This is a genomic window from Cellulosimicrobium sp. SJTW-1 (genome assembly GCF_047716875.1).
Lineage (GTDB): Bacteria > Actinomycetota > Actinomycetes > Actinomycetales > Cellulomonadaceae > Cellulosimicrobium > Cellulosimicrobium funkei.
On sequence record NZ_CP136680.1, the window covers coordinates 1,987,486 to 2,005,131 of the forward strand.

The following is a 17,646-nucleotide window of genomic DNA, read 5'->3' on the forward strand; positions in this document are numbered from 1 at the left end:
GGCGGCGGGGGCCGCCGACGTATCATTCCCCTTCGTGACGATCACGATCGGTGTCCTGGCCCTCCAGGGCGACGTGCGCGAGCACCGCGCAGCGCTCGAGGCCGCGGGCGCCCGCACGGTCGGCGTCCGCCGCCCCGAGGAGCTCGCCGCGGTCGTCGGGCTCGTGCTCCCGGGCGGCGAGTCGACGACCATCGACAAGCTCCTGCGCATCTTCGAGCTCGACGAGCCGCTGCGCGCGCGCATCGCCGAGGGCCTGCCCGTCTACGGCTCGTGCGCCGGCATGATCCTGCTCGCCGACCGCATCCTGGGCGGCACCTCCGACCAGCGCACCATCGGCGGGCTCGACGTGACGGTCCGCCGCAACGCGTTCGGCCGCCAGGTCGACTCGTTCGAGACCGACCTCGCGTTCGCCGGCCTGGCGCCGGCGGACGACGGGCGCGACGGCGCACCGAGACCGGGCCAGGACGGGGACGCGGTGCACGCCGTGTTCATCCGTGCGCCCTGGGTCGAGGAGGCCGGGCCCGGGGTCGAGGTGCTCGCTCGGATCCCCGAGCACGGCGCGCCCGGCATCCCCGCGGCCGCCGCCGGTAGGATCGTCGCAGTCCAGCAGGGATCGCTGCTCGCCACCTCGTTCCACCCGGAGATCTCCGGGGACACGCGCGTGCACGAGCTGTTCGTCAGAATCGCGAAGGGGTAGGAACGCATGTCAGGGCACTCCAAGTGGGCCACGACCAAGCACAAGAAGGCGGCCATCGACGCCAAGCGCGGCAAGCTCTTCGCGAAGCTCATCAAGAACATCGAGGTCGCGGCGCGCACGGGCGGCGGTGACCCCGCGGGCAACCCGACGCTGTTCGACGCCATCCAGAAGGCGAAGAAGTCGTCGGTCCCCAACGACAACATCGACCGCGCCGTCAAGCGCGGCTCGGGCACCGGCGCCGACGCCGTCGACTACCAGACGATCATGTACGAGGGCTACGGCCCCAACGGCATCGCCGTCCTGGTCGAGTGCCTCACCGACAACAAGAACCGCGCGGCCTCCGAGGTCCGCCTCGCGTTCAGCCGCAACGGCGGCAACCTCGCCGACCCGGGCTCCGTGTCCTACCTCTTCGCGCGCAAGGGCCTCGTCGTCGTGCCGAAGGCCGAGGGCGTGACCGAGGACGACGTCATGCTCGCCGCGCTCGAGGCGGGGGCCGAGGAGGTCACCGACTCCGGCGACGTCATCGAGGTGCTGTCCGAGGCGAGCGACCTCGTCGCCGTGCGCAGCGCGATCCAGGAGGCGGGGATCGAGTACGACTCCGCCGACTCGATCTGGCACCCGTCGATGGAGGTCGAGGTCGACGCCGAGGGCGCGCGCAAGATCCTGCGCCTCATCGACGCGCTCGAGGACAGCGACGACGTGCAGAACGTCTACGCCAACTTCGACGCGTCGGACGAGGTCATGGCGGAGCTCGATAACGACGACTGATCCGGCGGAGCTCGCGTCCTGATGGTCGGGTCGCGGCGCGGCCGGGAGGTCGGTGCGCGGTCTACCATCCGCGGCGCTCGTGCCTCGCGCCGCTCCCGCCAGGCCCGCCACGACCGCGCACCGACCTCCCGGCCCCACCGCTGGCTGGTCCGTCGCCGGACCGCGTGGCACGGCCGGTCCGTGCCGTTCACGTGAAAGGGTCGAGGGGTGCGCGTTCTCGGAGTGGATCCTGGGCTGACCCGGTGCGGTGTCGGGGTGGTGGACTCCGCGCGGGGGCGGCGGGCCGAGCTCGTCGCGGTCGGGGTGATCCGGACGGACCCGGAGCTGAGCGTGGACCTGCGGCTGCTGCGGATCGCGGAGCGGCTGGACGCGTGGTTCGACGAGCACGTGCCCGACGTCGTGGCGGTCGAGCGCGTGTTCGCGCAGCACAACGTCGGGACGGTCATGGGCACCGCGCAGGCCGCGGGCATCGCGATGGTCGGGGCCGCGAAGCGGGGCGTCCCCGTCGCGCTGCACACGCCGTCGGAGGTCAAGGCCGCGGTCACCGGGAGCGGGCGCGCCGGCAAGGAGCAGGTCCAGCGCATGGTCGCGGGGATCCTCGGCCTCGCGGAGCCGCCGAAGCCCGCGGACGCGGCCGACGCGCTCGCGCTCGCGATCTGCCACCTCTGGCGCCCCGCGGGCGCCCTTCAGGGCGGCGAGCGGCACGAGCTCACCGCCGCGCAGCGCGCCTGGGCGGCCGCCGAGCACGCGGCGAAGGGACGGCGCGCGCCGCGCTAGCGGCGACGCTGCCGCCGGTCGTGCCGGTGGGGGTGCCGGCGGTCCGTGTCGGTCGGTCGGCGGGTGGGCGGCCCTTGCTAGAGTGACCGCGGTCGTACGGGTGTTCGACGCGCCCCTCGGCGCGCGGCCCGACGGCGGTCCTCGGGGCCGGCGGACCATCGGACCAGGTCGGCGGTGCCGGCCGGGAGAGGAGCCTGCGTGATCGCGTCCCTGAGCGGTGTCGTGGCGAGCGTCCAGCTCGACCGCGCCGTGCTCGAGGTCGGAGGAGTGGGCTACCTCGTCCACGCCACGCCCGCCACGCTCGCCGGCCTGCGCGTCGGGGAGACGGCGCGCCTCGCGACGAGCCTCGTCGTGCGCGAGGACTCGTTCACGCTCTACGGCTTCGCCGACGACGACGAGCGCGCCGTCTTCGAGACCGTCCAGACCGTGAGCGGCGTCGGACCGCGCCTCGCGCTCGCGATGCTCGCCGTGCACACGCCCGACGGCCTGCGCCGTGCGGTCGCGGGCGCCGACATCGCCGCGCTCGTGCGCGTCCCGGGCATCGGCAACAAGGGCGCGCAGCGGATCGCGCTCGAGCTCGGCGACAAGCTCGGCCCGCCCACGGGTGCCGACGCTCCCGAGGCGGGATCGACTGCGTCGGCGCCGCGTCCGGAGGACCGACGCGACCAGGTGGTCGAGGCGCTCGTCGGGCTCGGCTGGAACCTCAAGGCCGCGGACGACGCGGTGTCCACCGTGCTCGCCGAGGCGGGCGTCGACGTCGTCGAGGCACCCGACGTGGCGGGCGCGCTGCGTGCCGCGCTGCGGGTGCTCGGCGGGCCGAGGAGCTGACGATGGCGACCTTCGACCAGGTGGGACTCGACGACCTCGGCGGGGACGGCACGTTCTCGTCCGAGCGCATCGTCGCGGCGGGCGCGGACGACCTCGAGCGTGCGGCCGAGGCCGCGCTCCGGCCACGACGGCTGGAGGAGTTCGTCGGCCAGGCCGTCGTGCGCGACCAGCTGTCGCTCGTGCTCCAGGCCGCGCTCGCGCGGGGGAGCGCACCCGACCACGTCCTCCTGTCGGGGCCACCCGGGCTCGGCAAGACGACGCTCGCCATGATCATCGCCGCGGAGCTCGGCACGTCGCTGCGCGTGACGTCGGGGCCCGCGATCCAGCACGCCGGCGACCTCGCGGCGGTGCTGTCCTCGCTCGAGGAGGGCGAGGTCCTGTTCATCGATGAGATCCACCGGCTCGCGCGACCGGCCGAGGAGCTCCTCTACATGGCGATGGAGGACTTCCGCGTCGACGTCGTCGTGGGCAAGGGGGCCGGGGCGAGCGCCATCCCGCTCTCGCTGCCGCCGTTCACGGCGGTCGGCGCGACGACGCGCGCCGGGCTCCTGCCCGCGCCGCTGCGCGACCGGTTCGGCTTCACCGGGCACCTGGACTTCTACTCGGGCGACGAGCTCGAGCGCGTGCTGACGCGCTCGGCCGGCCTGCTGGGCGTCGCGCTCGACCCCCAGGCCGCCCGCGAGATCGCGGGGCGCTCGCGCGGGACGCCCCGCATCGCGAACCGCCTGCTGCGGCGCGTGCGCGACTGGGCGCAGGTGCGCGGCGACGGGACCATGGACCTCGCGGCCGCGCGCGCGGCCCTCGAGGTCTACGAGGTGGACCCGATCGGCCTCGACCGGCTCGACCGCGCGGTGCTCACCGCGCTGTGCACCCGCTTCAACGGCGGTCCCGTGGGCTTGACGACGCTCGCGGTGACGGTGGGCGAGGAGGCGGAGACGGTCGAGACCGTGGCCGAGCCGTACCTCGTGCGCGAGGGGCTGATCGGGCGGACGCCGCGGGGCCGCGTCGCGACCCCGGCCGCCTGGGCACACCTCGGGCTCACCCCGCCGCGCGAGGGCGGCACGCTCTTCGACGCCTGAGGCGACGCCGGCGGTCACGGGCTCGCGAGGACGCTCCGTGACGGCGGTCACAGGCGCTCCGCGGGTGGTCCTAGAATGGTCGGACCCGGGCGGGCGGAACTCCGCGGCGAGACGGCTCGTTGGTGAACCGTGCGCGCACGCCTAGACTGCGCGCAGATCCCGCACAGAACAGGACACGAGACTCCGTCATGGATATCAGCTTCATCCTCATCCTCGCCCTCGCGGCGGGTGCGATGTTCCTCATGACCAGCCGCACCCGCAAGCAGCAGCGCGAGGCCCAGAACTTCCGGGCGACCCTCGCCCCCGGGCAGGAGGTGATGACGGGCTCGGGCATGTTCGGCACGGTCGTCGACGTCGACGACGAGGCCGACGTCATCACCATCGAGTCGACGCCGGGCAACCAGTCCCGGTGGCTGCGCGCCGCGATCGCCAAGCTCGTCGAGCCCCCGGTCGAGGAGACCGAGGAGACGACGGCGGACGACGCGTCCGAGGACGCGGCCGAGTACGGCACCGCCGGTGCCGACGCCGGGACCACCACGAAGGGCGACGTCGACGACCTCGTCGTGCCCGACGACCTCTCCGGTCTGACCGACGACCGGTCGGAGAAGGACCGCGGACGCCGGGACGACGGCACCGACATCAAGTGACCCTATGCCGGTCGCTGCCGCGACCGGCCTGACGCGGTGGGCCGCGAGGCCCACCGCACACGCACGAGAAGAGACGGACAGTTGGCCACCAGCAGCACACGAGCGAGGCCCGTACGGACCCTCGTCACCCTGGGAATCCTCATCGTCGTCCTCTTCGGGTCCCTCTTCGCGGGCACGAAGCTCGACCCGAAGACCGAGGACAACCCGGGCGGGGCGAGCCTCACCCCGGGCCTCGCGCTCGATCTCGAGGGTGGCACGCAGATCATCCTGGAGCCCGTCACCACCGACGGCTCGCAGCCGACGGCCGAGGACATCAACCAGGCGATCAACGTCATCCGCCAGCGCATCGACGCGCAGGGTGTCTCCGAGGCCGAGATCACAAGCCAGGGCCGCAACAACATCGTCGTCGGCATCCCGGGGCAGCCGTCCCAGGAGACCATCGACCTCGTCAGCACCTCGGCCCAGATGCGCTTCCGCCCCGTGCTCTCCGTGGGCATGCCGACGGCGACGCCCGCCGACGAGTCCACCGACCCGGCTGCGGGCGACGACGCCGCGGCCGAGGACGCCCCGGACGCGACGGAGTCCGCGGACGCGGCCACCGACGGCGCGACGGACCCCGCGGCCGAGGACGGCACGGACCCGGCGGCCGACGCAGCGACGGACGCCCCGGCGGACGACGCCACGACGGACCCGGCGCCGGAGACGACCCGCCCGGAGAACCCGAGCGACCTCGCGCAGATCACGCCGGAACTGCAGGCGCAGTTCGACGCGCTCGACTGCACGCTCCCCGAGAACCTCGTGGGCGGCGACAGCGGCCCGACCGACAGCGCGTTCGTCTCGTGCGCCGACGACGGCACGGCCAAGTACATCCTCGGCCCGGTCGAGATCGAGGGCACCGACATCTCGAACGCGAGCTCCGGCCTGCGCGTCGGGCAGAACGGCGTCGTCACCAACGAGTGGGTCGTCAACATCGAGTTCGACTCCGAGGGCACCAAGGCCTTCCGTGACGTCACGACGCGTCTCACGACGCTCCCGTCGCCGCAGAACCAGTTCGCGATGGTCCTCGACGGCCTCGTCATCTCGGCACCCGTCTCGCAGGTCGCGATCCCCGACGGCAAGGCCGAGATCTCGGGCAGCTTCACGCGCGACAGCGCGGCGACGCTCGCGAACCAGCTCAACTTCGGCTCGCTGCCCCTGACGTTCGAGGTGCAGAGCCAGGAGCAGATCTCCGCGACGCTCGGCTCCGAGCAGCTCGAGAAGGGTCTGCTCGCGGGCGCGATCGGCCTGCTGCTGGTCGTCATCTACTCGCTCTTCCAGTACCGCGTGCTCGGCCTGGTCACCGTCGCGTCGCTCGGCATCGCGGCCGTCGTGACGTTCGGCGTGATCTCGGTGCTCTCGTGGACGATCGGGTACCGCCTGTCGCTCGCCGGCGTCGCGGGGCTCATCGTCGCGATCGGTATCACCGCGGACTCGTTCATCGTGTACTTCGAGCGCATCCGCGACGAGCTGCGCGACGGCCGGACGCTGGACTCCGCGGTGGAGAAGGGCTGGCAGCGCGCCCGCCGCACGATCCTCGCCTCGGACGCGGTGAACTTCGTCGCCGCGGTGGTCCTGTACTACCTGGCGGTCGGCGGCGTGCGCGGCTTCGCGTTCACGCTGGGCCTGACCACCCTGGTCGACCTGATCGTGGTGTTCCTCTTCACGCACCCGCTCATGCAGCTCCTCGCCCGGACCAAGTTCTTCGCGAACGGCCACCCGGCGTCGGGCCTCGACCCGCGGCGCCTCGGGGTGCGCGGCACGCGGTACGCAGGTCGCGGCCGCGTCGTCGGGGCGACCTCGACGGCACCCGCGGACGGCGGCGACGTCGTCGAGGACGCGCCGGTGCAGGACGCCCCGGCGCGCGAGCGCACGGCGCCCGTCCGGGAGACGGTCGGTGCCGGCGTCGGCCGGTCCGACGGCCCGCGCATGACCATCGCCGAGCGCCGTGCCGCCGAGCGGCGGGCCGCCGCCTCCGCGGACGGCGACGAGGGGTCCCCGGCCGCTGACGCGGCGGGCGACGAGAACGAGGAGAAGCACTGATGGCCAGCGGTTTCGCCCAGTGGGGCAACGACCTGTACACGGGCCGCCGGTCCTACGCCATCGTCGCCAAGCGGCGCGCCTACTTCGTGGTGGCGCTCGTCCTGGTCGTCCTGTCCCTCGGCATCATCGGGGTCCGGATCGCCGGTGACGGGCTCAACCTCGGCATCGAGTTCCGCGGCGGGTCGGAGTTCACCGTCTCGGGCGTCTCGGACACCTCGCAGCAGCCGGCGCTCGACGCCGTCGCGGCGGTCGCCCCCGAGGAGGTGCCGCGCGTCACCTCGGTGGGCTCCAGCACCGTGCGGGTGCAGACGGCGGAGCTCAGCAACGCGCAGGTCGAGCAGGTCGCCGTCGAGCTCGCGAGCGCGTACGACGTGTCCGAGGGGGAGGTGACGAGCTCGTACATCGGCCCCACCTGGGGCAAGGACGTCTCCCAGAAGGCGATCGTCGGCCTCGTCGTCTTCCTGCTCCTCGTGAGCCTGGTCATGACGATCTACTTCCGGAACTGGCGCATGGCGCTCGCCGCGGTCATCGCGCTGTTCCACGACCTCATCGTCACGGTGGGCATCTACGCGGCGATCGGCTGGGAGATCACGCCGGCGACGGTGATCGGCCTCCTGACGATCCTCGCGTACTCGATCTACGACACGGTCGTGGTCTTCGACAAGGTCCGCGAGAACACCGCGGGCGTCCTCGACCAGACGCGCAGCACCTACGCCGAGCGGGCCAACCTCGCGATCAACCAGACGCTCGTGCGCTCGATCAACACGTCCGTCGTCGCGCTGCTCCCCGTCGCGGGCATCCTCTTCATCGGGGCGTTCCTGCTGGGCGCGGGCACGCTGCGCGACATCGCGCTCGCGCTCTTCGTCGGCATGGCCGTCGGCGCGTACTCGTCGGTGTACCTCGCGACGCCGCTCGAGGTCGCGCTGCGCGAGCGCGAGAAGCCGATCCAGGAGCACACGGCCAAGGTCCTCGCGCTGCGCGCGGAGCGGGCCGAGGTCGCGGGCGACGAGGAGGACGCCGCGCTCGCGGCGGCCGGCGTCGGGGCGGGGCACCGCCAGCTCCAGCCGGGCGCGCACCAGGGCAACAAGGCGCAGCCGCGCCGCCGTCGTCCCCGATGACGGCACCCGGTCACGTGCCGGCCGGCGAGGCGGGCGGCCTGCGCGCCGTCCACCTCGCCGGGCTCGGCCCGGAGCGCGCCTCGCGCGTGCTCGAGCTCGTCCGTGCCGTCCCGGACTACCCGGGACCAGGGATCGTCTTCCGGGACATCACCGGCCTGCTGGCAGACGGCGACGCCTTCGGCCACGTGGTCGAGGCGCTCGGCGACGTCGCGCGCGCCGCGGGCGGGGTCGACCTCGTCGCGGGCATGGAGGCGCGGGGCTTCCTCATCGGGGCGCCGCTCGCGACGCACCTCGGCGTCGGGTTCGTGCCGCTGCGCAAGGCGGGCAAGCTCCCGCCGCCCACGGACACCGTCACGTACGACCTCGAGTACGGCACCGCGACCATCGAGCTCCGGTCGGGAACACTGCCCCCGGGTGCGCGTGTTCTCGTGGTGGACGACGTGCTCGCGACCGGGGGCACGGCGGCCGCGGGCGCCGAGCTCGTCGAGCGCGGGGGAGGCGTCGTGGTGGGCCTGGCGTTCCTCCTCGAGCTCGAGGGTCTGGGCGGCCGCGAGCGGCTCGCGGGCCGCGAGGTGGCCACGCTGGTCCACGTCGAGTCGTAGGATTGCCACTCCGGTCGTCTCGGCTGGTCGCCGGCATCGTGCCGGTGGCGGCCGCCCTGCGGAAGGAGGCGCGCATGAGCGAGAACACCCGGACGTCGCGCGCTCCTGAGCGCGCGGGCGCCCCGACCTCCGGCACCGGCGGGTCGGGCGGGCGCGGTGTGCGCTCGCGCCTCGTCCGCTTCGGCGCGCGCCCCAACGCGGGCAGCCCGGCGCTCGAGCCGGTGCTCCAGGCCGTCCGCACCAACCACCCGCGCACGGACCTGAGCGTCATCGAGCGCGCGTACGAGACCGCAGAGCGCGCCCACCGCGGCCAGCTGCGCAAGAGCGGCGACCCGTACATCACGCACCCCGTCGCGGTCGCGACGATCCTCGCCGAGCTCGGGTTCGACGGGTCGACGCTCGCCGCCGCGCTGCTGCACGACACGGTCGAGGACACCGACTACTCGCTCGCGCAGCTCACCGAGGAGTACGGCGAGGAGATCGCCATGCTCGTCGACGGCGTGACCAAGCTCGACAAGGTCACGTACGGCGACGCGGCGCAGGCCGAGACGGTGCGCAAGATGGTCGTCGCCATGGCACGGGACATCCGTGTGCTCGTCATCAAGCTCGCCGACCGCCTGCACAACGCGCGCACCTGGAAGTACGTGTCGTCGTCGTCGGCGGGGCGCAAGGCGCGCGAGACGCTCGAGATCTACGCGCCGCTCGCCCACCGCCTCGGCATGAACACGATCAAGTGGGAGCTCGAGGACCTGTCGTTCCAGGCCCTGTACCCCAAGGTGTACGACGAGATCGTCCACCTCGTCGCCGAGCGCGCGCCGGCGCGCGAGGAGTACCTGGCCGTCGTGCGCGAGCAGGTCACGGCCGACCTGCGCAGCGCGAAGATCAAGGCGACCGTCACCGGCCGGCCGAAGCACTACTACTCGATCTACCAGAAGATGATCGTGCGCGGCCACGACTTCGCGGAGATCTACGACCTCGTCGGCGCGCGCGTCCTGGTGGACAGCGTCCGGGACTGCTACGCGGCGCTCGGTGCGCTGCACGCGCGGTGGAACCCCGTGCCGGGGCGGTTCAAGGACTACATCGCGATGCCGAAGTTCAACATGTACCAGTCGCTGCACACGACGGTCATCGGGCCGGGCGGGAAGCCGGTCGAGATCCAGATCCGCACGCACGAGATGCACCGGCGCGCGGAGTACGGCGTCGCGGCGCACTGGAAGTACAAGGAGACCGCGAAGTCGGGCGGCAAGACGGCGAAGGACGACGCCGCGGCCAACGACATGCGGTGGCTGCGCCAGCTCGTGGACTGGCAGCGGGAGACGGCCGACCCGGCCGAGTTCCTCGACTCGCTGCGCTTCGAGATCGGCGGCGCGGAGGTCTACGTCTTCACCCCCAAGGGCGACGTCATGGCGCTGCCGGCGGGCGCGACGCCGGTCGACTTCGCCTACGCGGTGCACACCGAGGTCGGGCACCGGACCATGGGCGCGCGCGTCAACGGGCGGCTCGTCCCGCTCGACTCGACGCTCGAGAACGGCGACTCGGTCGACGTCCTCACCTCGAAGTCGGAGAACGCGGGTCCGAGCCGCGACTGGCTCGCCTTCGTCAAGAGCCCGCGGGCGCGCAACAAGATCCGGCAGTGGTTCTCCAAGGAGCGCCGCGAGGAGGCCGTCGAGCACGGCAAGGACGCGATCGCCAAGGCGATGCGCAAGCAGAACCTGCCGATCCAGCGCCTGCTGTCGCACGAGTCGCTCGTCGCGCTCGCCAACGAGCTCCGCTTCGCGGACGTCACCGCGCTGTACGCGGCGATCGGCGAGGGCCAGGTGTCGGCGGCGAACGTCGTCTCCAAGCTCGTCCAGGCGATGGGCGGCGAGGAGGGCACGGTCGAGGACGTCGCCGAGACCGCGCGCCCCGGGAACACCGCGCGCCGCGTGCGCACGGGCGACCCGGGCGTCATGGTCAAGGGCGTCGACGACATCTGGGTCAAGCTCGCGAAGTGCTGCACCCCGGTCCCGGGCGACGAGATCATCGGGTTCGTCACGCGCGGGCAGGGCGTGAGCGTGCACCGCGCGGACTGCGCGAACGTCGTCGGGCTGCGAAACCAGCCCGAGCGGATCGTCGACGTCTCGTGGACCACGGGCAGCAACGCCATGTTCCTCGTGCAGATCCAGGTCGAGGCGCTCGACCGCGCGCGCCTGCTCTCCGACGTGACGCGCGTCCTGTCGGACAACCACGTGAACATCCTCTCGGCGACCGTCTCGACCTCGAACGACCGCGTGGCGATGTCCCGCTTCGTCTTCGAGATGGCGGAGCCCGCGCACCTCGCGCAGGTCCTCAGCGCGGTCCGCAAGGTCGACGGCGTGTTCGACGTCTACCGCATCACGGGGACGAAGGCCGCCGAGACGGCGCAGCTCCCCGCCTGAGCCGGGGCCGGGAGGCGGCTCGGCGGCACCACGCCGCGCAGGGCGGCAGGCCCGGTGGCAGCATCGGCACATGGACCTGCCCGTCATGCCCCCCGTGCTGCCCATGCTCGCGAAGTCCGTGCCCGCCGTGCCCGAGCCCGACGCCGTCGACGGGGGGTACGTGTACGAGCCGAAGTGGGACGGCTTCCGCGCGATCGTGTACCGCGACGGCGACGAGGTGCGGCTCGACAGCAGGAACGCGCGGCCCATGGACCGCTACTTCCCCGAGGTCGTCGAAGCGGTCCGGGCCGCGCTCCCGCCCCGGTGCGTGGTCGACGGCGAGATCGTCGTCGCGCGGGACGGTCGCCTCGAGTTCGAGGTGCTCCAGCAGCGTATCCACCCGGCGGCCTCGCGCGTGCGCCTGCTCGCGGAGCAGACCCCCGCGGCCCTCGTCGTGTTCGACGTGCTCGCGCTGGGGGACGAGGACCTCACGCGCGCGCCGCTCGCGCGGCGGCAGGAGGTGCTCGACTCCCTGGGCCTCGACGGCCCGGCGGTGCACGCCACGCCCCGCACGCGCGACGTCGCCGTGGCGCGGGAGTGGTTCGACACGTTCGAGGGCGCGGGCCTGGACGGCGTCGTCGCCAAGCAGCTCGACGGCACGTACCAGCCGAACAAGCGCGCGATGCTCAAGATCAAGCACGGTCGCGAGGCGGACGTCGTGCTCGCGGGGTACCGCCTGCACAAGACGTCGACCTTCGCGAAGCCGCTGCTCGGCTCGCTCCTGCTCGGCCTGTACGACGACGCGGGCCAGCTCCAGTTCGTGGGCGTGGCCGCGTCGTTCCCGACGGCGCGGCGCGCCGCGCTGGTCGAGGAGCTCGCGCCGCTCGTCGTCGAGCCGGGCACGCCGGACGCGGACGCGCACCCGTGGTCCGGATGGGAGAACCCCGCCGGCGAGCGGATGCCGGGTGCGGTGTCGCGCTGGAGCTCGGGCAAGGACCTGTCGTTCACGCCGCTGCGTCCGGAGCGCGTGGTCGAGGTCGCCTACGACCACATGGAAGGCTCCCGGTTCCGGCACACCGCGCAGTTCCGGCGCTGGCGCGACGACCGGGACCCGGAGTCGTGCACCTACGAGCAGCTCGAGGAGCCGGTGCGCTACGACCTCACGGGCATCCTCCCCGGGGCGCCCGGCGTCGACTGACGCCGCCCGCACCCGCGTGGTCGCGGCACGTCAGTCCCGGGCGCGGTCCCGGTCCTTGCTCGGCTGGACGCGCTTGGGCTCGCCGGGCATCTTCGGGTACTCGGGCGGGTAGGGGAGGTCCCCGAGCCCGTGCTCGGCCTCGTCGCGGCGGGACAGCTCCAGGGCGGGCTCGAGCGACGCGCCCGGGTCCTCCCGGTCGGCGCGCAGGGGTGCGAAGAGGTCGCCCACCGCGGCGAAGCGCGCGGGCATCGACAGCACGTCGAAGTCGTCCGGGTGGACGTCGCCGAGCTCCTCCCAGCGCAGGGGAGCGGACACCGTCGCGCGCTGGTTGGAGCGGATCGAGTAGGCCGACGCGATCGTGCGGTCGCGCGCCATCTGGTTGTAGTCGACGAAGATCTTGGCGCCGCGCTCCTCCTTCCACCACTTCGTGGTGACCTGGTCCGGCAGGCGCCGTTCGAGCTCACGACCGATCGCGATCGTCGCGCGGCGCGCGGCCACGAAGTCCCACTCGGGCGCGACCGGGACGAACACGTGGATCCCGCGACCGCCCGACGTCTTGGGGTAGCCGGGGAGGCCGAGCTCGTCGAGGATCTCGCGCAGGTGCGGTGCGACGCGCACGGCGTCGTCGAAGTCGGTGCCCGGCTGGGGGTCGAGGTCGATGCGGAGCTGGTCCACCGCCTCGACGTCCCCGCCGCGCACGGGCCACGGGTGGAACGTCAGCGTGCCGAGGTTGGCCGCCCAGGCGACGACGGCGAGCTTCGTGGGGCACACCTCGTCGGCCGTGCGCCCGCTCGGGAACGCGATGCGCGCGGTCTGCACCCACTCGGGCGCGCCCTTCGGGATGCGCTTCTGGTAGAACGCGTCGCCGGTGTTGTCCGTGCGCGTGCTCATGCGGGCGCCCTCGAACACGCCCTTGGGCCAGCGCTCGAGCGTCGTCGGGCGGTCGACCAGGGCGCCGAGGATGCCGTCGCCCACGTCGAGGAAGTACTGCACGACGTCGAGCTTGGTGAGCCCGCGCGCGGGGAAGACGACGCGGTCCGGGCTCGTGACGCGCACGGTCCGTCCTCGGACGTCGAGCTCCACGGGGGGAGTCGTGGCTGCGGCCATGCCGACCAACCTAGACCGGGTCGTCGGTCCCGGCGAGCAGGAGCGCGAGGGCGCGCCGCGCCTGCGCCCGGCCGACCCATCGGTGGCGCAGCTCGAGCGATCGCGCCGCCGCACGGGCGTCGAGCCCGCACACCACCTCCAGCCGGCGCAGGGTGCTCAGCGCCTGCACCGGCTCGCACCGGGTGGCGACGTCGAGCGCGGTCCGCAGCACCGACGTGACGAGCACGCCTGCGACGAGGCTCGTCTCGTCGCGCAGCACGTGCGCCTGCCGCGCGGCCCGGCCCTGCCGCGGCGGCGGACGGTGACGCCCGGGCGGGTGGACGACGTCGAGCACGCGGGGCGGCGCGGAGCCGCACAGCACCCACGCGGCGGCCGCGCCCGCGAGCACCGTGCCGCGCGGGACCTGGTCGCGGACGGCGAGCGCGCGCAGCGTGGGGGTGACGGGGACGCTCGCCGGAGCGGCGACGTCGCCCCACAGCCGACGCAGGGCGCCCGCGCGGACGAGCTCCTGGAAGGCCGCCGGCCCGCCGACGTCCTCCGGGACGACGAGCAGGCCGAACTCCGGTCCCGGCGGCGCGAGCAGGTGCGCGAGCGCGGCGGCGCGGACGTGCCCCGTGGCGCGGGCGGGTGCGGCGTGGTCGGGCGCGGTCGTGGCTGCGGGCACGCCCCTACCGTGCCGCACGGCGGTGGGGACACGGAAGGGCCGGCGCGCGTCTATGGACGAGCGCCGGCCCTGCGACCGAGCGGGAGTGCGTCAGCCGCGCGAGTCCTCCGCCGCGCGGACGACCTGCTCGAGCCAGGAGCGCCTCGCGGCGAGCGCCGTCTCGGCCTCCTTGACCGCGCGCGCGTCCCCGCGGCTCTGCGCGGCGGCGAGGTCGGCCTCGAGCGCCTCGATCGCGGCCTCGAGCTGCGCCGCCGCACCCTCCGCGCGGGCGCGCGTCTCGGGGTTGCTCCGCGTCCACTGCGCCTGCTCGGCGTCGCGGACCGCGTTCTCGACGGCGCGCAGACGGCCCTCGACGCGCTGCAGGTCGCCGCGCGGCACGCGGCCGGCCTCCTCCCAGCGCTCCTGGAGGTCGCGCAGCGCCGCCTTGGCCGCGGCGAGGTCCTTGACGGGCACGAGCGCCTCAGCCTCGGTGAGCAGCGCCTCCTTGACCTCGAGGTTCGCCGCGTACTCGGCGTCCGTCGCGGAGTTCACCGCGTCGCGCGCCTGGAAGAACGTGTCCTGGGCGGCGCGGAAGCGGGCCCACAGCGCGTCGTCGTCCTTGCGGCTCGCCCGGCCCGCGGCCTTCCAGCGCGCCATGAGGTCGCGGTACGCGCCCGCCGTCGGGCCCCAGTCGGTGCTCGACGACAGCGCCTCGGCCTCCTCGACCAGCTTCTCCTTCGCGGCCTTCGCGGAGGCGTTGCGCTGCTCGAGCTCGGCGAAGTAGTGCCGGCGCTCGCGGTCGAACGCGGTGCGCGCGTGGCTGAACCGCTTCCACAGCGCCTCCTCGCTCGCGCGGTCGATGCGCGGGCCCGAGCGCTGGGCCTCCTTCCAGCGCTCCAGCAGCCCGCGCAGCTCCTCGCCCGCGGGCCGCCACTGCATGCGGCTCGGATCGGTCGCGGCGATCTTCTCGGCGGCCTCGATGATCTCCGTGCGGGCCTCGAGAGCCGCGGCCTTCGCCGCGGCGCGCTCCGCCTCGAGCTGCGCGCGACGCTCGGCAGCGGCGCCGCGCAGCGACTCGACCTGCGCCCGGAGCCCGTCCAGGTCGCCGACCGCGGAGGGCTCCGCGGTCTCCTCGGTGAGCCGGGCGATCGTCTGGTCGATCTCCTTGACCGACAGGTCCGTGCTCGTCAGCCGCGCCTCGAACAGCGCGACCTTCGCCTGGAGGTCGAGGTAGCGGCGCACGTACAGCGTGAGCGCCTCGTCGGCGCCGACGCCCGGGAACTGCCCGACGGAGCGCTCGCCCGCGCTCTCGCGGACGTACACCGTGCCGTCCTCGTCGACCCGACCGAACGCGGCCGCGGCCTTGGCGGCGGCCGAGTCGTCGGCAAGCGCCGGGACGGCGGGCACCTCCGGCACGACGGCCGCTGCGGCGGGAGCGCCCGCGGCCGGGGCGGCCGGCTTGCGCGGCGGGTGCGGGAGCGCCGACGGCTTGGGTCGCGGCCCGGGACGCGGGGCGGCGGGCCGGGGTGCCGCCTCGGCGGTGGGAGCTGCGTCGGCGGGAGCGTTGTCGGCTGCGTCAGCTGCGTCGGCGGCAGGCGCCTCCGGTGCCGCGTCAGCGGGCGCGTCGGTCTCGGCCTCGGCGACGGGAGCGTCGTCGGCCGCGGGGGCCTCGGTCTGCTCGGCCGCGGGGGCGGTCTCGGCCTCCGCCGCCGGTGCGGCGGCCCCCTCGGCCTCGGCGGCGGGCGTGGCCTCCGCCTGCTCGGCCGGGGCGGCCTCCTCGGCCGCGGCGGAGGCGGGACCCTCGTCGGTGGCCTCGGTGGCCTCGGTGGCCTCGGTGGCCTCGGTGGCCTCGGTGGCCTCGGGCGTCGGCTCCACGTCTGTCGCGTCGACCCGTCCGGTCTCGCTCGCCTCCGCGGGCTCCGGTGCCGGTGCGCTCGCCTGGTTCTGGGCGGGATCGCTCACTGGGTCTCAACTCCTTCGATGGTGACCGGGGTGGCGGGGGACCCGTCGCCGGATCCGTCCTGCGTCCCCGCGTCAGCGACTGCCTGGACGACGTCCAGGCCGGACGTGATGGTGCCGAACACCGTGTAACCACCCGCTGCGTCGGACGGGATGGTCGAGTCCTCGTAGACGAGGAAGAACTGCGAGCCCATCGAGTCGGCGTCCCCGCCCTGGCGGGCCATGGCGACGGTCCCCGCGGGGTAGACGTCGTCGGTGGGGGCGTTCTCGACGGGGCCGAACTTGTAGCCCGGGTCGCCCGTGCCGGTGCCCGTCGGGTCGCCGCACTGGAGCACGTAGATGCCCGACGTCGTGAGGCGGTGGCACGACGTGCCGTCGAAGTACCCGGACTCGGCGAGGGACACGAAGCTCGCGACCGCCTGCGGGGCGGCCGCGCCGTCGAGCGTGAGCGTGAGGTCGCCCGCGCTCGTGGTGAGCGTCGTGGTCCAGTCACGGCCCTCGGCGGCGGACGCGGGCGGCAGGGTGTGCTCGCCCGAGGGCGCCGCGCCCGTGTCGCCGCCCGGGTCGGTGCCGGGATCCTGGGTGGCGGCGAGCGCCCACCAGACGGCGACGCCGATCACGACGAGCGCGACGACGACGCCCACGATCGACCACGTGCGCTGGCGCTTCGCCCGGAGCTGGGCCACGTGACGGTCCCACTTCTCCTCACGACGACGCGCCTGCTCGCGCTCGCGACTCTTCGTCGACACCCCAGCTCCTTCGTCCGGCGCCGCGACGGCGCGCACGGTCGACCCCGGTGCGGCCGTGGTCGGTACGGGACAGTCTAGGCACCGAGAACCCTGGTGGCGGGTGGATTTGCTGCGCGCAGGTCACGGTCCGGTATCGACGGCGCCGCCCGCAACCCGCGCTGCGCCCGCCCGGAGCCGCCCCGCCGCCCGTGCCGCGGGCTACCCTCGCCCTCGTGGACCGACCTCGTGGCACGACGCCGACTCCCTCTGCCGAGCACGGCGCGACCCCGCCCGGACCGGCCGTGCACGTGGTGGTGGCGCCCGTCTTTGGCACGAACTGCACGGTGGTGAGCGCCCCGGGCGGCGACTGCGTGGTGGTCGACGCGGGGGCCGGGGTCGCGGACGCCGTCGTCGCGCACGTCCGCTCCGCCGGCCTCGTGCCCCGCGCCGTCCTCGCGACGCACGGCCACGTCGACCACACGTGGGACGCCGCGGCGCTCGCCGACCGCTTCGGGGTTCCCGTCGTGCTGCACGCGGCCGACGCGTACCGGCTCGCGGACCCGTTCGGGAGCCTGGAGCACGGCGGGCCCGCCGCGAGCCGGCCGGGCGCCGTCGTGTCCGGCCCGCTCGGCGCGGCGCTCGCGGCGGCCGGCGCCGGGCCGCAGGACTACCGCGAGCCGAGCCGCGTCGAGACGTTCGACGTGCCTGCGGGCGGCGAGCAGGAGCTGCGCTGGGGCGGCGTCGCGCTGCGCGCGGTGGGCGCGCCCGGGCACACCGAGGGCTCCACGCTCTACCTCGTGGGCGAGCCGGGAGCGGGTCTCGTGCTCAGCGGCGACGTCCTCTTCGCGGGCTCCGTCGGCCGCACCGACCTGCCGGGCGGGGACGGCGCGACGATGGCCCGGACCCTGCGCGACGTCGTCGCGCACCTGGACCCGGCCTGGGACGTGCTCCCGGGGCACGGCCCGGCGACGACGGTCGCACGCGAGCTGGCGACGAACCCCTTTCTTGCCCGCTGAGCGA

Annotated in this window: 16 protein-coding genes; 12 read left to right on the plus strand and 4 right to left on the minus strand. The window is 74.2% G+C overall.

From position 1 onward, the window contains the following. The first annotated feature begins 34 nt into the window (after positions 1-34). The 11 genes from pdxT to RSE42_RS09100 all read left to right on the plus strand — a co-directional run bounded on the left by pdxT (position 35) and on the right by RSE42_RS09100 (position 12,189). Positions 35-697, plus strand: a complete 663-nt coding sequence (pdxT, locus tag RSE42_RS09050; RefSeq protein ID WP_415298679.1) for a pyridoxal 5'-phosphate synthase glutaminase subunit PdxT — start codon at positions 35-37, stop codon at positions 695-697. Positions 698-703: 6 nt separating this feature from the next. After that, positions 704-1,465, plus strand: coding sequence for a YebC/PmpR family DNA-binding transcriptional regulator (locus RSE42_RS09055; RefSeq protein WP_171467843.1), 762 nt, complete (start codon positions 704-706; stop codon positions 1,463-1,465). A gap of 207 nt (positions 1,466-1,672) precedes the next feature. Next, positions 1,673-2,242 carry a crossover junction endodeoxyribonuclease RuvC gene (gene ruvC, locus RSE42_RS09060; RefSeq protein WP_034654762.1) on the plus strand — a complete coding sequence of 190 codons (570 nt, stop codon included), beginning with the start codon at positions 1,673-1,675 and terminating at the stop codon, positions 2,240-2,242. A 198-nt stretch (positions 2,243-2,440) separates the two neighbouring features. After that, entirely contained in the window at positions 2,441-3,070 is a 630-nt protein-coding gene (ruvA, locus tag RSE42_RS09065; RefSeq protein ID WP_415298680.1) for a Holliday junction branch migration protein RuvA, read from the plus strand. Positions 3,071-3,072: 2 nt separating this feature from the next. Further along, positions 3,073-4,149, plus strand: coding sequence for a Holliday junction branch migration DNA helicase RuvB (ruvB, locus tag RSE42_RS09070; RefSeq protein ID WP_061267253.1), 1,077 nt, complete (start codon positions 3,073-3,075; stop codon positions 4,147-4,149). A gap of 188 nt (positions 4,150-4,337) precedes the next feature. Further along, entirely contained in the window at positions 4,338-4,796 is a 459-nt protein-coding gene (gene yajC / locus RSE42_RS09075; RefSeq protein ID WP_021483634.1) for a preprotein translocase subunit YajC, read from the plus strand. An 81-nt stretch (positions 4,797-4,877) separates the two neighbouring features. Further along, the gene (gene secD / locus RSE42_RS09080) at positions 4,878-6,875 is read left to right on the plus strand and encodes a protein translocase subunit SecD (RefSeq protein ID WP_415298682.1); all 1,998 of its coding nucleotides are present in this window, start codon (positions 4,878-4,880) and stop codon (positions 6,873-6,875) included. Next, positions 6,875-7,993, plus strand: coding sequence for a protein translocase subunit SecF (gene secF / locus RSE42_RS09085; protein WP_043651870.1), 1,119 nt, complete (start codon positions 6,875-6,877; stop codon positions 7,991-7,993). The genes secD and secF overlap by 1 nt, the downstream gene beginning before the upstream one ends. Beyond that, on the plus strand, positions 7,990-8,595 hold the full coding sequence (locus tag RSE42_RS09090; RefSeq protein ID WP_081895974.1) for an adenine phosphoribosyltransferase: 606 nt from the start codon (positions 7,990-7,992) through the stop codon (positions 8,593-8,595). The genes secF and RSE42_RS09090 overlap by 4 nt, the downstream gene beginning before the upstream one ends. A gap of 74 nt (positions 8,596-8,669) precedes the next feature. Next, the gene (locus RSE42_RS09095) at positions 8,670-11,012 is read left to right on the plus strand and encodes a RelA/SpoT family protein (RefSeq protein ID WP_415298683.1); all 2,343 of its coding nucleotides are present in this window, start codon (positions 8,670-8,672) and stop codon (positions 11,010-11,012) included. A gap of 70 nt (positions 11,013-11,082) precedes the next feature. Further along, positions 11,083-12,189 (plus strand): ATP-dependent DNA ligase, encoded by a 1,107-nt coding sequence (locus tag RSE42_RS09100; protein ID WP_415298685.1) that lies wholly within the window; start codon positions 11,083-11,085, stop codon positions 12,187-12,189. A gap of 30 nt (positions 12,190-12,219) precedes the next feature. Here the strand turns inward: RSE42_RS09100 and ligD are convergent, their stop codons facing one another. The 4 genes from ligD to RSE42_RS09120 form a co-directional block, all read right to left on the minus strand. Next, a complete protein-coding gene (ligD, locus tag RSE42_RS09105; protein ID WP_415298687.1) occupies positions 12,220-13,296 on the minus strand; it encodes a non-homologous end-joining DNA ligase in 1,077 nt (358 codons plus the stop codon). A 10-nt stretch (positions 13,297-13,306) separates the two neighbouring features. Then, positions 13,307-13,960 carry a hypothetical protein gene (locus RSE42_RS09110; RefSeq protein ID WP_415298688.1) on the minus strand — a complete coding sequence of 218 codons (654 nt, stop codon included), beginning with the start codon at positions 13,958-13,960 and terminating at the stop codon, positions 13,307-13,309. 90 nt (positions 13,961-14,050) lie between these two features. Beyond that, on the minus strand, positions 14,051-15,901 hold the full coding sequence (locus RSE42_RS09115; RefSeq protein WP_415298690.1) for a DUF349 domain-containing protein: 1,851 nt from the start codon (positions 15,899-15,901) through the stop codon (positions 14,051-14,053). Then, a complete protein-coding gene (locus RSE42_RS09120) occupies positions 15,898-16,647 on the minus strand; it encodes a peptidylprolyl isomerase (RefSeq protein ID WP_144682666.1) in 750 nt (249 codons plus the stop codon). Before RSE42_RS09120 ends, RSE42_RS09115 begins: the two co-directional genes overlap by 4 nt. 212 nt (positions 16,648-16,859) lie before the next feature. On the opposite strand from RSE42_RS09120, the gene RSE42_RS09125 reads away from it, so the two are divergent. Further along, positions 16,860-17,642: an MBL fold metallo-hydrolase gene (locus RSE42_RS09125; protein ID WP_415298691.1), complete on the plus strand. Its 783-nt coding sequence runs from the start codon at positions 16,860-16,862 to the stop codon at positions 17,640-17,642. Positions 17,643-17,646: the final 4 nt, after the last annotated feature.